Here is a 16,520-nt window from a genome sequence, read left to right on the forward strand (position 1 = left end):
GACGAATGCTTGTTGTGAGAAAAATTAATTTTCCTGTGTTTCCAAACGATCCAATTCCTGAAGATCTTTAACAGATTCAGTCTCTGATTTAAGGGTCGTATTTCCGAAGTTATAGCGGAGTCCAACTTTAACGGTACGGCTGTCCACATCGTTGTAGCGAGAATTGTATTGATTCAAGAACCTTGTAGCATCTTCCATGTCCTGCATGTTAAACAAATCTTCAGCAATCAAGGAGACTACTAATTTCTTCTTGCAAAGCGTTTTAGAAATAGACAAACTAGACACCAATCGATCTTCCACAATTCTGAACCCTTGCATATTCTTACCTACCCAAATTAAATTAAGGTTGGCATTTAAGCTTTTATCCTTTAAAAATTGCCAATTATTGCTCAACTCACTGTAATTAGACCACTGATCCTTTGATATGTCATTACCCCAAAAATTGGCCTCATCCTTAATGTTATAAAACGACGTCACCGCATAAAGATACCAACGAGGTGATACATAAAAATTCACTACAAAATCGAAACCAAACTCAAGGGTTCTATCAAAATTAACAGGCGCGTAAGTGAGAATGTTATTGGCATTGTCCTGTGCAGGCAATTCGTAAATATTGTTCTTGTTCACTTTGTAATAGGCCTCTACCGTATAGGTGTTTTTAAAGGAAGCTCCAATAACCGCATGGTCAATAAACACAGGTTGTAACTTAGGATTTCCAACCACAACTGTATTGTCATTCAAATAGAGTTTGAAAGGATTCAAGCTCTGGTAATCCGGCCTATTAATGCTGCGTTTGTAATTGGTATACAGACTTAAATCATCCGAGGCTGTAAAACTGATACTCGCGGTTGGAAACCAACTCAAGTAATCCTGTTTGTTCACTTCATTGTTGGTGATTGAAATCCCTTTTAATTGGGTTTTCTCAACCCTCAAACCAAAATTCAAACTCCATAAATCCCAATCGTTTGAAAAGTCCACATACCCTGCGTAAATAGATTCCTTGTAATCAAAAGCATCTGAGTTGTCCGGATTCAAAGTTTCCTGGCCTTCAAAAATATCGTATTGGGTGATATCGCTATTGGTGGAAATGTTAGAGTACTTAAATCCTGTTTCAAAACTAGAAGTTTCAGAAGCCGCTCTGGCATAATCCAATTGGGACGTAAAAATATCTGTGTCTTGATTGCTAAAGGTATTGTAACTGGTGGTTTGCAAAAACTGATCGTTGTTGTCAAAATAATTACTGCTCACACTTTGGTCACGTGAATAACTGTAGGTTGTATAGTGTGCATTTGCCGAAAGTTGCTCGCCTTCCTCATTAAAATTATGGACATAATCCATGTTGAATCCCAAATTGTGCTTTTCATCAAAAGACAGGTTGTTGGCATCAAAATAATACATTAAGGATTCGTTGGCATCAAACACTTCACTGGTGTTGTTGATGTTGTATTTAAAATCTGGCATCCAAAGTGTATTGGCCGAAAGGCTCAAGGTACTTTGCTTGCTCAACATATAATCCAAATACACATCCAAATTATGGGTTTTAGACCAAGTATTTCTATTTACCGAGGATAACCAAATTTGATCCACATTGCGGTTACTGTCAAAGTAATTGATTTCCTCATCGGAGTCCCTGTTGATCTTGTTTTGGGTATAGCTGTAGTTGGCAGATACATTCAATTTTTCAGTTTTGAAATAATGCCCCATACCACCATTATACCTAGGAAAAACCCCTTGTGTAAAATTGCCAAATACATTGCCTTTGTAACCTGTTACCAAATTCTTTCCCATCACAATGTTGATCACCACACCGCTCTCAGCATCATATTTTGCTGGCGGATTGGTAATCACTTCAATGGATTTTATAGAGGATGCTGAAGATCCTTCCAATAGTTGGGTCAATTCTGAAGAAGATAAATTTACCTTACGGTTATTGATATATACCGTAGGCGCCACACTTTTCACCATAATACTGTTGTCTACCACCAACACCCCAGGTGTGCTTTGTATGGCCTGAAGCATATTGCCTTCTGTAAGCGCTGTACTTTCCACATCAAACACCAATCTATCGGCTTCCTTTTTAATGGTAGGCTTTTTATACGTAATGTTGATTTCCTCTAAGCTTTGCAGATCCTCTTGCATCACCATCACACCAAAATCTAAATTGCCACTCAAGGTAATTTCCTTGCGGATGTCTTTATACCCCATAAATGAAATGGTCAATAGATACGTGCCCAGATCTAGATTGATAACTTGAAACTCTCCTCTATCATCAGTGGCACTGCCTTTTACGAAGGTTTCAGTGTCACTGGTCTCAATCATAACATTGGCATAGGAAACAGGATTGCTGTGTTCATCCACAACCTTTCCTTTTACGAAGGCTCCTTGTCCAAAACTTAATGATGTAACCAGAAATAGTAGGTTGATTATGGGTGTTAATTTCAAGTTAAATTAGCTTTAGGATATTGCAATATACTATTTGTTTCGATATTACATTTATGGATTTCCGTTATTTTTATCGTTTCTTTTGTTATAAATAATTCATCACAAAGCATAATAAATCAACTATATTTGCAAAATCTTATGCATGTAAGTACCAATTATGAAGCACATTAGAAATTTTTGCATTATAGCACATATAGACCACGGTAAGAGTACCTTAGCCGATCGTTTGTTGGATTTTACCGGCTCGGTAACAGAGCGCGAAAAACAAGATCAGCTATTGGACAATATGGATTTGGAGCGCGAGCGTGGTATCACCATTAAATCGCATGCCATTCAAATGGAATATGTCCATGAAGGCGAAACCTATATCCTTAACCTTATTGACACCCCTGGTCACGTAGATTTCTCTTACGAGGTATCCCGTTCCATTGCCGCCTGTGAAGGTGCCCTATTGATTGTAGATGCCGCACAAAGCATTCAGGCACAAACCATTTCCAACCTGTATTTGGCTTTGGAAAACGATTTGGAAATCATCCCTGTATTGAACAAAGTAGATTTGCCTAGTGCCAATCCAGAAGAAGTAACCGATGATATTGTAGACCTTTTAGGTTGCGATCCTTCGGAAGTGATTCCTGCAAGTGCCAAGACTGGTTTGGGAATCCAAGATATTTTAACCGCCATTATCGAGCGTGTCCCTGCTCCAAAAGGAAATCCAGACGAACCTTTACAGGCCTTGATTTTCGACTCTGTATACAACCCATTTAGAGGCGTTGAAACTTATTTTAGGGTCATCAACGGTTCGATTAAAAAAGGACAGCAAATTAAGTTTATTGCTACCGGCAACACCTATTTTGCAGATGAAGTAGGAACCTTAAAATTGAAGCAACATCCTCAAAAGGAAATTAAAGCTGGTGATGTAGGGTACTTGATTACTGGTATCAAGGAAGCCAAGGAAGTAAAAGTGGGTGATACTATTACCGATGCCAAAGAACCTACCAAAAATGCGATTGGTGGTTTTGAGGACGTAAAACCTATGGTATTTGCGGGTATTTACCCTGTAGATACTGAGGATTATGAGGAGTTAAGAACCTCTATGGAAAAACTGCAGCTTAACGATGCCTCATTGGTATTCCAACCAGAGAGTTCTGCGGCTCTAGGTTTTGGTTTTAGATGTGGTTTCTTAGGAATGTTGCACTTGGAAATCATCCAAGAGCGTTTGGAACGTGAGTTCGATATGACCGTAATTACAACGGTACCTAACGTGTCCTACCACGCCTTTACCAACAAAAACCCGGATGAGGTTATCATTGTTAACAACCCGTCTGATTTACCAGACCCTTCCACACTAAACCGTGTAGAAGAGCCTTATATAAAAGCCACCATCATTACCAAGGCCGACTTTATCGGAAACGTCATGTCGCTGTGTATTGAAAAACGTGGACAGATCACCAATCAAACCTATTTAACGCCAGAGCGTGTAGAGCTGAGCTTCGACATGCCATTGGCAGAAATTGTATTCGATTTTTACGATCGCCTAAAAACTGTGTCCAAAGGGTATGCCTCTTTTGACTATTCTCCTATTGGGATGCGCGCCTCCAAACTGGTGCGTGTAGACATCCTGTTGAACGCACAGCCTGTAGATGCCCTATCGGCCCTTATTCACGCCGATAATGCCTACAACATTGGTAAAAAAATGTGTGAGAAGCTTAAGGAATTAATCCCAAGACAGCAGTTCGATATTCCTATCCAAGCCGCGATTGGCGCCAAGATCATTGCGCGTGAAACCATTAAGGCCCTTAGAAAAGACGTTACCGCCAAATGTTATGGTGGGGATATTTCCCGTAAGCGTAAGTTATTGGAAAAACAGAAAAAAGGTAAGAAACGTATGCGCCAAGTAGGGAACGTAGAAATCCCTCAACAAGCCTTCATGGCGGTTTTAAAGCTTAACGATTAAGCTTGTACCTTCTAGATATCAAAAAGCCCTGTAATATTTACAGGGCTTTTTGTTTGCATTATCTAATATCCTCAAAAATATTATTTTTCCAAATAGTTAGCTCTCATTTTAGCAACATCTACATCCAATTCTGTCAAGAAGTTTTCCATTCCCCCGTGATTGGTATCAATATCATCATAAAAAGCATCGATAAACTCTATTTGCACCCCTAACAACGGACGCATGTTTTCGCCTGCTTCTTCACCATAGGCCTGACTAATATAAGCTACAGTCCCTTCTATAGAATCGTGCAAATAAATATTAGATGCTAAGAAGTCTTCAATAATAGTCTCCTTATCTACTCCCAAAGATGCCAATATTAAAGCCGCTGTCATCCCTGCGCGGTCTTTACCGGCAGTACAATGCCAAAGGCTTACTTGGTTGTCCTGTTCCAACATGTTAAAGATGGTAGTCCACTTTTCTATTTTATGCTCATCAACGGTGTAAGCACTCATCATCAATTCTACAGCATCTACTTCACCAGAAATAATCTGAGCTGTAATACTTGAAGCTCCTGTAGTGCCGTTTTCGCCGGTTTCCTCAATTAAAGAGAAGTGTTGCGACACCAAACCTTCCGGAAGCGCATCTGGGTGCTCTTCACGCTCCTCAGAGGTGCGTAAATCAATAACAGTGTTAATACCTAAGTCTGTAATTACTTCAAAGTCGTTAGCAGTTAAGCCCGATAATTCTCCAGAACGGAACAATTTATGGTACAACACACGTTTGTTACTAGCGCCAACATACCCGCCAAGGTCTCTCATGTTGTCTTCGCCATCAAGCACAATGTGCGACTCGTACACTTGATACTCTTCTTTAGTTACCTCATCGTCTTCACTACAAGAAGTGAAGCTAAATGCGGCAGCAGCCATTAATACAATTAGGTTAAGTTTTTTGTTGTTTAAAATTCTCATGGTTTTTTGCATTTTTTTGAAGTGCAAACTTACCCATGAGTGTGTTAAGTGAAAGTCGCCTTTGTATTAAACAATGTTTAAAGAATTATAGTTTTGTAAGGTTTTTAGTAACCTTTAGTTTACAAATAAACATATAGAAACACCCCTAGAGCACTACGTGCTGTACCTTCGAGTAAAGCAGCGCTTTTCTCTCGGCAACCTCAAGGGGACAATACCAAAACAAAATTCCCCCTTTGAAGGGGGGTGTAAAAGCAGAATATTCCTCCTAACATTCACCATTACCAAAACGTGGTCAAGCCATTGTTCGTCCAAAGCCCCATCTTGCCCAAATACCCCAAAGCCGAACACGAACAAACCCCGACCAATCCTCGAACAAAACCCCCTAAAAATGGCAAGTGTGTGTCAGGAGAGGTCTCAACAGGTCTTAACAGGTCTCTGTGTGTCACAACGTGTCAGTATGTGTCAGTACGTGTCAAGGTATTGTGTATGTGGGAAATATTTTGTAGATGGAGTATGGTTTTGGATATGCTCCTCTACCATTTTTTGGAAAAATTTGAACTAAAAACAAAGGGTATTTGCTTTTTTATATCTCCCAAAAAAGTAGCAAAAAATGCTAGTAGGCATTTTCTTCGTCAATCAAATGCTTTTTGTTTCGGAATATTGCCATTAATGGATGTAGATGGACATCCCCCTTAGTCCCCCCTTCAAAGGGGGAATTGGTTACAAAAGGCACTAGTCTAAGATTGGTGAAAGTGGAAGAATACCCTATAATTGGTCACTAACTTTGAAATATAAAATCTAATTCCGCAACAAGCGGAACATCCTGTCGTAAGCATAGAGAGCAAATTCCGTTAAGAACTTGGGAAGCCTTGGACCAAGTTTAGGAATTTGTGAACGTTTTTGGGATTCTGAAAGAAGCGCAAAATGCCTATCGACAGAACGTCTTTTCTTTTGGTTCGTTTTCTTTATTCACACAATATTATTACCTAATAAAAATAGGTTTTCATGAATGCGCAGCATTTGGACAAGCAAAGAAAATGAACATAAAGAGGCGACAAACACAAATATCCCTTCAGCATAAAACCAATACAGATAAATAATACTTCACCTACTAAACCATTCCCTTCTCACACATAATCTAGCTACACCCCTTCTGGCCTACCCAAATACACTAGCTGATACCCTTTTTCAACCTTGAAATCCTTATCCAAAGAGCAGATGATGTGCAGTTCGCCAGTAAGGTCCTTTACGAAGAGAGGAATCATCTTTTGTTCCGAATTTAGGAAATCGATCTTTTCCAAATAATCCTTTTTAGATCTTAAATCTATCTCGTTGATAACCGGATAATCACGTGCTACTTCACTAAAGTTGATAAAATCGTCCTTAATGGAGAAAATCATGTCCTTATCAATGGTTTCTGGATGTTTGATTTCTTCAGAAGAAATCAATCGGTATGCGCCAGATTCCCCTAAATAGGTTTTAAACTTATTGATGGAATGACGGTTCACCTCATCACTTCCCGTAAAGGCCAACAGATAGCCAATATCGCTCAATTCGACGTCGTTGGACAGATCTTCGGAATATACGTTGGCTTCCATGGCATCCAAGTCCTTGGCGCGGGCCTTGTCGATGTTTTCCTTATTGCTATCAATTAACACCACATGGCGCCCATTATCGATTAGGTAACGGGCAATGATTCTAGAGGCTTCGGAGGCACCCACAATTAAAATACCATCGCTGGTTTTTAGGTACACCCCTACCCATTTGGCAAAGGAACGCGCCGTGGTAGCATTCAACAATACCGTTACCAATACAGTAGTAAACACCAAAGGTGTAATGTATTCAGCTCCGGGCTCACCCTTAAGTACCAATTTGGTACCAAACAGCGAGGCAATCCCTGCGGCTACAATCCCCCTTGGACCCACCCAACTTATAAAGAGCTTTTCGTTAGTTTTAAGTCCTGATTTTGTGGTACTTAAAAACACGCCCAACGGACGCAACACAAATATAATTACCGCCATAAGAATGGCTGTTTTCCAATTGTAAACAGTCAGCAAATCTTCAATATTCACATTGGCAGAAAGCAAGATGAAAAGAATGGAAATGAGCAATACACTCAGCGATTCCTTAAAGTACAGTAATTCCTTTAAATTTTGAAGCTTACTGTTCCCCAATACCATACCCATGACTACAACTGCCAAAAGCCCAGATTCATGGGCAAAAATATCGGACTCTACAAACACCAATAACACGACAGACAAGGCTGCTACATTCAATAAATAATGAGGAATTAACTTCTTATTAATGGCAAAATACAAGGCCAAAGCTGCAGTGGTTCCAAAGGAAAATCCAATGATGACAATCTTACCAAATTCAATAAATGCTTGAGAAGTATACCCTGCATCATCACCAATACTAATAAACTCAAATACCAATACCGCTACCAAAGCACCAATAGGATCTATTAAAATACCTTCCCACTTCAACACCGCCGAGACATCCTTTTTAAGTGGAATATTCCTTAAAATAGGTGCTATTACCGTTGGTCCGGTTACAATAATCAAGGCCGAAAACAGGAAGGACATCTTCCAGCTAAGATTGAATATAAAATGCGTAGCAATACCCCCACCAATAAAGGTCACGGCAGCTCCCAAACTGATAAGTTTCATAATTACAGGGCCTACCTTAGAGATTTCATTGCGCTTAAGGGTCAGACCACCCTCAAATAGAACGACCCCAATGGCTAGGGATACAAAACTGTACAAACTGTCGCCGGGAAAGAGACCTTTTTCGCCATTCCATACAGGTTGAATCCACTTGGAACCATCGGCAGAAATCAAGGTAGAAAAGGGCCCAACGAACAGCCCAATTAAAATTAAGGGTAAAATTGCAGGAATTTTAAAACGCCATGCCACCCATTGTGCCAAAATTCCTAAAATTACAATGCCCGAAAGTTCAATCATACATTCAAATTTTTGTTAAAATAACAATAAAAGCGTCAATTTTCATCGCGAAATAGAAAATATTCAATTTTTAAAAAAATAGTATCTTGCCCATCCAACACAAAACCAAACCTTGACTTTAAAGCCTTTTCATACCATTGGCATTGGCGTTGCCTTCTCTCCTAACCTCGTTTCCAACATTTATGAAGCGTCTCGACTAGCTCTATTTTTTGACTGTAAGTTGCTCTTGATTCATGTTGGGGAAGCTTCGGAAAAAAAAGAAAAAGAAATTGAAGAGGTCCTACAGCCCTTTATTGCTCAGCAACTCTCCTATCAAATCGTTTTTAAAACTGGAGATCCTGTGGAAGTGATATTGTCGGCTACAAAAACCTATAATATTGACCTTTTGATTATTGGTGCATTAAAACGTGAAAACCTTCTAAAGTACTATGTGGGTTCCATTGCCCGAAAAATTACCCGTAAGGCCAAGTGTTCCATTTTGTTGCTCACCAAGCCTTCGGTTCAGCGTGTGCCGTGTCAACATATTGTCGTAAACGGGTTGAAAGATCCCAGAACCCAAGAAGCCATTTCGGCGGCCTTTTTTGTGGCCAACAAATTAGGTTCCAATAAGATTACGGTTGTGGAAGAAATTACCAAACAACAGGTAGCGGTAAGTGTTGAAGACCATAGATCCCTTAGAAAAGCCAATATTGTTAAGGAACGTTTGGTCCTTAGAGAAGACTCTAGGGTGAAAAAAATAATTGCTGAAATTCCCCAAGAATATAAAGACTCTGTGTTGGTAAAAACACAGCCTATCTTTGGAAAACGAGGCTATTCCATTGGGCATTATGCGGAAGTGGTGCGTGCCGATTTACTGGTTATGAACGCTCCCTTAAAAATGTCGTTTTGGGACCGCCTGTTTCCGCATGACATTGAATACATTTTAACCGAATTGCCAACCGATGTTTTGATTGTACAGTGAGCCCAAGGAAAAACAACATAAAGATCTTTTTTAACCAACTCCCTCGCAACATTTTTTCGGGATTTGTGGTCAGCCTTATTTCACTTCCTTTGGGATTGGGATTGGCCATGGCCAGTGAAGCACCGCCCATTGCAGGAGTAATTACTGCCATAGTTAGTGGCCTTGTGGTATCCATCCTTGGAGGTAGCCATGTTACCATCACAGGACCTGGTAACGGTATGGTGGGCGTTACACTTGTAGCCATTACAGCTTTGGGACTCAATGGTGCTTATGCGGCCGTAATCTGTTCTGGATTGGTGATGATTGCTCTTGGTTTTTTGAAATTAGGCAAACTGTCCGACTTCTTTCCTTCCTCTGCCATTCAGGGGATGTTGGCTGCCATTGGACTTATCATATTGGGTAAGCAGTTCCATATCATGCTGGCACACAAAATACAGCGGACCGATGCCATGGATTACCTGATAGAGATTCCTGTAACCATCAATGATGCTCTTCATTACGAAAGGAAAGGTTTGATTTTTGCCGCAATTATTGGTGTGGTGAGTTTAATAATTATGGTTATTTACCCCAAACTGCGCAACAAATACCTGCAACTGATTCCTGCCCCCATGTGGATTGTTTTGCTCTCTATTGGCTTTAGTTATTATTTTGAATTGGTGCTGCATGAAGACAACCCAATTAGTAAAAGCTATATGGTTTCGGGCATTCCACATTTTAACGAAATCATCACTCAAATCCCTACGGTGGATTTCAGTCAATTGGGAAGTGTTCCTTTTTGGTCCAGTGTTTTGGCCCTAACATTAATTGCGAGCATTGAATCTTTATTGAGCATTAAAGCTGTGGATAAATTGGATCCTGAAAACAGACGTTCCAACGTTAATAAAGATTTGAAAGCACTAGGGGTTGCCAGTATAGGCAGTGGTTTTTTGGGTGGACTTAATGTTATAACCGTGATAGCCCGAAGCTCGGTAAACGTCAACAATGGCGGCAGCAATACCTCATCCAACTTCTTTCATGCCTTCTTTTTGGTAATTTTTATTGTTCTGTTCAGTACACAGCTTACTCGAATACCATTACCAGCCCTTATGGCTATTTTGGTATTTACAGGATATAAGTTGGCCTCTCCAACCGTCATCAGGAATATTATTTTTATAGGAAAGGAACAGCTGATCATTTTCTTTGTAACCTTGTTTGTAACCCTTAAGATTGGCTTGATTACAGGGATTATTTCCGGGGTTATTACCACGTTGATCATTCATATCATCATCAACAAAAGTTTTATGCTTTTTGTAAGAAACTTGATGAAACCCAACGTTCTGATGTACAAAGAGGACAATGGCAATTATTATGTAAGTGTGAAACATTTCTGCAGTTTTTTAAACTACTATAAGCTGAAGGAAAAACTGGACGCCATTCCACCGCAATGTGATGTTATTGTAGACTTTTCGCTATGTAATTTTGTAGACCATACGGTCATGGAAAACCTCAACGGTTACCAAGATATGTTCACCAAAAATGATGGCCATTTTGAAATTGTTGGCTTGGACACCTACAAGGCCGATTCTGAACATCCTTTGGCCATTAGAAGAAAACTTTCCGGAACGAGATTGTTTGGACGCCACTTAACCAAACGTCAATCGCAACTACAAACCATTGCCGAGGATTTTTCATTGGGTTATAACCCCACCAAGTGTAAGGACACCTTGTTTCTTAAGGACTTTTTGTTCTTCAAGACCAAACAAATCAACCATATTTATAACCGTCTTTTTAACGATATTCATTCCATCAATCTCTTTGATATTGAGTTTTCCGAAGGAGAATTTATTGCCAAGGAAGTGGTGCGTACCACCATGTTACACATTGATCTTGAAAATGAAGTGCCCATATTCACCTTAGACCGCGAAGGCTTTTTAGAAAAAGTATATGCCCTTGCAGGTTTTAAGGACATCCCCATCCAAGACCACGACGACTTTTCCAAACGCTTTTATTTATTAGGTGAAGATATAGAAGGCATAACGTCGTTCTTTAATGATGAATTGGTACTCTTTTTTGAAAGCAATCCCTATTATCATATTGAGTCCAATGGTAAAAGTTTGCTTATTTTCAGCAAAGAACGCTTGGCCAGTATCAAGGAGTTAAAGGCATTATTAGACTTTGGCAAACGCCTTCAAATAACCATTGATTAATTCCTTTGGGCATTCTTAATATTCTCTAAACGATACCCAATAATCCTTCGGCTTTTCATAATTTGCATAAAAATATTTTGATATGAAACTCTACCCTATAGAATCAGGAAACTTTAAGCTTGACGGGGGAGCCATGTTTGGCGTAGTCCCTAAATCTCTTTGGCAACGTACCAATCCTGCCGATTCCAATAACATGATAGACATTGCAGCACGCTGTATGTTAATTGAAGATGGTGATAGGCTTATCTTGATAGACACGGGAATGGGCGATAAGCAAAGCGACAAGTTTTTTGGCTACTACTACATGTGGGGCGATGATACTATAGACAAATCCTTAGCTAAATATGGCTTCCACAGAGATGATATTACCGATGTGTTTATGACCCATTTGCACTTTGACCACTGTGGCGGGAGCATTCAATGGAATGCCGATAGAACAGGGTATGAGCCCGCTTTTAAAAACGCTGCGTTTTGGAGCAATGCCGACCATTGGCAATGGGCAACCAAACCTAATAGGAGGGAACAGGCCTCTTTCTTAAAAGAGAACATTCTCCCAATGGAGGAAAGCGGACAGTTAAAATTTACCGAGCTTCCAAAAGGCAACATTTTAAAAGATTCTCCCTTAGGCTTCGACATCTTTTTTGCCGATGGACATACAGACAAACAAATGATTCCGATGATTCATTACAAAGGAAATACCATTTGTTTTATGGCCGACTTATTACCTACCGCTGGTCACCTGCCATTGCCTTTTGTGATGGGCTACGACACCAGACCTTTGTTGACCCTTGATGAAAAAGAACTGTTCCTGAACATGGCAGCCGACAATAATTTCTACTTATTTTTGGAACATGATGCCCATAATGAAATCATCACCGTACAACACACCGAAAAAGGCGTTCGCATGAAGGATGTCCTACATTGTAACGATATCTTTTAGCCTATGAAAGCCTTGAAACTTGTTTTTGCAACAGCCCTTATTACCCCTTTTTTGGTAGGATGTGGAAGTACCCGTGTAAGCGGTGTTTCCATGGAAAAAGTCACCCAATCCTTCTACAAGAAAACACCCATAACCGAAAAGGAAGAACACCATTGGGGCCATTTGGACCTCTTGACCGACACCATTCCTGGAATGAGTGTAGACAGGGCCTATAAGGAGCTTCTTAAGAACCAACAAGGCAAAACTACTGTGGTAGCGGTAATAGATTCGGGGATGGATATTGACCATGAAGATTTAAACGATGTTATTTGGACCAATCCCAATGAAATTCCCAACAATGGGATAGATGACGATAACAATGGATATATGGATGATATCCACGGTTGGAACTTTTTGGGCGATACTTACAACGAGCAATTTGAGTACACCCGTGTGTTGGCAAAGGGAGACACCACCCATCCGCAGTATGCCGAAGCAGAAGCTAAATACGAAGAAGAATTTAAAAAATACAGCAATCTAAAGGATACTTACGATAAGATCACGGCACAGTTGTTAACGGCAGACTATTACTTGTCCACCCACTTAAAGAAAAGCACTTATTCCAAAGCAGATATTGACAGTATTAGCACCAACAACCAATCGTTATTAACTGCCATTGAAATTGTTAAATACTATACTGTGGGGTATGATTCCTTATCAGACTTCAAGGAGGCTATCAAAAATGATTTAGTACTTATCAATGATCATTTAGACTACCATTTGAATAAAGATTTCCACGGAAGAACTACAGGGGACGATCCAGAAAATTTATCAGATGTTGGTTATGGTGACAACAATGTAAAACCACACGATCCAGAAGAAACCCACGGTACCCATGTGGCAGGAATTATTGCTGCAGAACGCAACAACCAGATTGGAGTAGACGGGGTTGCCAACAATGTACAACTAATGGCTATTCGCAGCACTCCCAATGGCGACGAATACGATAAGGACGTTGCTTTGGCCATTCGCTATGCGGTAGACAACGGAGCCAAGATTATCAATGGAAGCTTCGGAAAGTACTTTTCCATTCACAGTGAATGGGTACACGATGCCATTATATACGCAGCACAGCACGATGTGCTTTTGGTAATAAGTGCTGGCAATGATGCCTATAATTTAGATGTAACTCCTTCCTTTCCAAATGATGTGGTAAACGGTAAGGAAATAGCAAACAACTTTTTGGTTGTAGGTGCCCTTAACCCAACTTATGGCACCAAGGTAGTGGCCGATTATTCCAACTATGGCCAACAAAATGTAGATGTGTTTGCTCCAGGTAGCGAGATTTATTCTACCATCCCTAACAATGCCTATAAAAGTGAAAATGGTACTTCTATGGCTGCTCCAGCCGTGGCCGGTGTGGCAGCTTTAATACGTTCGCATTATCCGCATTTAAGCGCCTCACAGGTAAAACAGATCATCATGGAATCTGGTGTAGCTTTACCTTTAGAAGTACAGGTTGGAAAGGATTCCACAAACATTCAAGCCTTTCAAAAATTATCAAAATCAGGGCATATTGTTAATCTTTATAATGCCTTGTTGATGGCTTCTAAATTGAAGTAAAAAAGGTTTCGGAGAACATAATTTATTGATGTTTTTTTTATAAATATATGTCATTCAACCAATTTCAAACTTGCGTGGAGGTTTTCTAAAAAACATACCGTATTTTTATAAGAAACTTTAAGACCATGGATTTACAATCTGCACTTTATACCGATTTGTACCAGCTAGCCATGGGACAATCCTACTTTTTAAAGCAAAAACACGAGGTGACAGCCACCTTTGATTATTTCTTTAGAAAGACTCCTTTTGAAGGAGGGTATGTGCTATTTTGTGGTTTGGAAGAAGTACTGTCGCACTTGGAAACCTTTACCTTTTCTGAGGAGGATATTGCGTATTTGGCTTCGGAAGGATTTGATAAGGGCTTTTTAGAATACTTAAAAACATTCCAGTTTAAGGGTACTATCAAGAGCATGCCCGAAGGCACTATTGTGTTTCCGTTTATTCCTATTTTAACGGTGAACGGTACTATTTTGGAGTGTCAACTTATAGAAACCTATCTCCTCAACACCTTAAACTTTCAATCTTTGATAGCTACCAAAGCCAGTAGGATCAGGCATATTGCAGGTGATTCCAAAAGTTTGGCAGAATTTGGTTTGCGCCGTGCCCAAGGATTGGCAGGTATGCAGGCCAGCAGAGCAGCCTTTATTGGAGGGTTCGATCATACCTCAAATGTACTGGCAGGAAAAGCCTACGACATCCCTATTTCAGGAACCATGGCCCACGCCTTTATTCAAAGTTATGATGATGAGCTCACGGCCTTCCGTGATTTTGCCGAAACCAGACCCCACAATTGCGTGCTTTTGGTGGATACCTATAATACTTTAAAACAAGGGGTTCCCAATGCCATTACCGTGGCCAAGGAAATGGAAGCCAGAGGCGAAAAACTTTTGGGCATTCGGTTGGACAGTGGCGATTTGGCCTATTTATCAAAAGCCGCCCGAAAACAGTTGGATGACGCTGGATTGCCCTATGTAAAAATTGCAGCCTCCAACCAATTGGACGAACATGTAATCCGAAGTTTAAAAGAACAACAGGCACAAATTGATTTGTATGGGGTAGGCACCAATTTGGTAGTAGGCAAGGAGAGTGCTGCCTTGGACGGGGTTTACAAACTGTGCAGTTTTAACAATACCCCTCGAATCAAGATTTCGGAGAATTTAAAGAAAATGAACTTCCCAGGAGAAAAGCAGGTCTACCGTTATTTCAATGAAGAACAACAGCATATTGCCGATGCCATTACCTTAGATGATTTGGACGCTCCCAACACCATGGCACATCCTTTCGAACCACACAAACAAATGGCCTTGTCTCCATATCAAGCGGTTCCATTGCTTCAGGTAGTACTCAAGGAAGGTAAGCGTTTACATCCCGAATTATCAGCCAAGGAACTAGCCAACATTGCTAAACAAAACCTAGAGAAATTGCCTATTGAACACAAGCGCTTTGCTTATCCACATATCTATAAAGTAGGGTTAAGCCCCGAGTTGGAAGCTTTAAGAAACCAATTAAAAAAGGAAAAACTGAAACGCTAAGGTATGAAGGCATTAATATTAGTAGACATTCAAAATGATTTTTTACCCGGAGGTGCTTTGGCAGTTCCCGATGGCGATGCCATCATTCCCATAGTCAATGCTATTCAATCAAAATTTGATTTGGTTGTAGCCTCACAGGATTGGCATCCCAAAACCCATAAAAGCTTTGCGTCCAATCATGAAAAAGCACAGGTACTTGATGTGATTGACTTATATGGAAATCTACAGGTATTGTGGCCTGACCATTGCGTACAGGGTAGTAATGGTGCCCAATTTTCGGAAGCACTTCATACCGATAAAGTTGCCGCTATTTTTAGAAAAGGGATGGATATAGAAGTTGATAGCTACAGTGCTTTTTATGATAACAACCATAGCAATGCTACGGGCTTAGAGGCTTATTTAAAAGGAAAGGGGATAAGCGATGTCTATGTGTGTGGATTGGCGGCCGATTATTGTGTGTATTATACCGCAAAAGATGCTAAATTAGCCGGTTTTAATACCTACTACCTTACAGATGCTACCCGCTATATAGATCAGGCCAGCTATGAGGCTGCATTAACCGATTTAAAGGCGCATAAAGTTCATCTTGTAGAGACCTCAAATCTTTAGTATGAAATATACGTTTAACGCTTCAGAAAAACTTAAAAGCAAGATTGTCATTTCCCATTTGTTTGAAGAAGGCAAATCGGTTTCGGCCTACCCATTAAAAATGATTTATTTGCCAACGCCCCATGCCGATGGCACTTTAATTAAGGCTGGGGTGTCCGTAAGCAAGCGACGATTCAAAAATGCCACCGATCGCAACCGTATAAAACGACTTATGCGAGAGGCCTATAGATTGAACAAACCAACTTTTTTTAACAACATAAGTGAGCCTTATGCGTTAATGATTTTGTACATTGGTAAAGATGGTAAATCTTTTGAGCAAGTTGACAAAAAAATGAAGCAACTGCTCACAAAATTTACACAAACGATTACCCTAGATTAAAC

General features: G+C 40.1%; 11 protein-coding genes. 8 read left to right on the forward strand and 3 right to left on the reverse strand.

Annotated features, from left to right (window positions below):
* Window positions 1-24: 24 nt before the first annotated feature.
* Window positions 25-2,442: a TonB-dependent receptor domain-containing protein gene (locus tag AC6I5C_RS02345; protein WP_497903765.1), complete on the reverse strand. Its 2,418-nt coding sequence runs from the start codon at window positions 2,440-2,442 to the stop codon at window positions 25-27.
* Between the two features lie 157 nt (window positions 2,443-2,599).
* Between AC6I5C_RS02345 and lepA the strand changes: the two genes are divergently transcribed.
* Window positions 2,600-4,396, forward strand: coding sequence for a translation elongation factor 4 (gene lepA / locus AC6I5C_RS02350; RefSeq protein WP_053976566.1), 1,797 nt, complete (start codon window positions 2,600-2,602; stop codon window positions 4,394-4,396).
* A gap of 80 nt (window positions 4,397-4,476) precedes the next feature.
* Here lepA and AC6I5C_RS02355 read toward each other — a convergent pair whose 3' ends face one another.
* Window positions 4,477-5,346: a tyrosine-protein phosphatase gene (locus AC6I5C_RS02355; protein ID WP_497903766.1), complete on the reverse strand. Its 870-nt coding sequence runs from the start codon at window positions 5,344-5,346 to the stop codon at window positions 4,477-4,479.
* Window positions 5,347-6,488: 1,142 nt separating this feature from the next.
* A complete protein-coding gene (locus AC6I5C_RS02360) occupies window positions 6,489-8,309 on the reverse strand; it encodes a cation:proton antiporter (protein WP_497903767.1) in 1,821 nt (606 codons plus the stop codon).
* A 112-nt stretch (window positions 8,310-8,421) separates the two neighbouring features.
* On the opposite strand from AC6I5C_RS02360, the gene AC6I5C_RS02365 reads away from it, so the two are divergent.
* The 7 genes from AC6I5C_RS02365 to rnpA all read left to right on the forward strand — a co-directional run bounded on the left by AC6I5C_RS02365 (window position 8,422) and on the right by rnpA (window position 16,518).
* Window positions 8,422-9,270: a universal stress protein gene (locus tag AC6I5C_RS02365; RefSeq protein WP_497903768.1), complete on the forward strand. Its 849-nt coding sequence runs from the start codon at window positions 8,422-8,424 to the stop codon at window positions 9,268-9,270.
* The gene (locus AC6I5C_RS02370; RefSeq protein ID WP_497903769.1) at window positions 9,267-11,456 is read left to right on the forward strand and encodes a SulP family inorganic anion transporter; all 2,190 of its coding nucleotides are present in this window, start codon (window positions 9,267-9,269) and stop codon (window positions 11,454-11,456) included. The genes AC6I5C_RS02365 and AC6I5C_RS02370 overlap by 4 nt, the downstream gene beginning before the upstream one ends.
* An 82-nt stretch (window positions 11,457-11,538) precedes the next feature.
* The gene (locus AC6I5C_RS02375) at window positions 11,539-12,396 is read left to right on the forward strand and encodes an MBL fold metallo-hydrolase (protein WP_497903770.1); all 858 of its coding nucleotides are present in this window, start codon (window positions 11,539-11,541) and stop codon (window positions 12,394-12,396) included.
* A 3-nt stretch (window positions 12,397-12,399) separates the two neighbouring features.
* Window positions 12,400-13,998 (forward strand): S8 family peptidase, encoded by a 1,599-nt coding sequence (locus tag AC6I5C_RS02380; protein WP_497903771.1) that lies wholly within the window; start codon window positions 12,400-12,402, stop codon window positions 13,996-13,998.
* Window positions 13,999-14,123: 125 nt separating this feature from the next.
* Complete coding sequence (locus AC6I5C_RS02385) at window positions 14,124-15,530, forward strand: nicotinate phosphoribosyltransferase (protein WP_497903772.1); 1,407 nt, start codon at window positions 14,124-14,126, stop codon at window positions 15,528-15,530.
* A gap of 3 nt (window positions 15,531-15,533) precedes the next feature.
* Entirely contained in the window at window positions 15,534-16,139 is a 606-nt protein-coding gene (gene pncA / locus AC6I5C_RS02390; protein WP_497903773.1) for a bifunctional nicotinamidase/pyrazinamidase, read from the forward strand.
* A 1-nt stretch (window position 16,140) separates the two neighbouring features.
* Window positions 16,141-16,518, forward strand: a complete 378-nt coding sequence (gene rnpA, locus AC6I5C_RS02395) for a ribonuclease P protein component (protein ID WP_497903774.1) — start codon at window positions 16,141-16,143, stop codon at window positions 16,516-16,518.
* Window positions 16,519-16,520: the final 2 nt, after the last annotated feature.

The organism is Mangrovimonas sp. sgz306409, assembly GCF_059735265.1.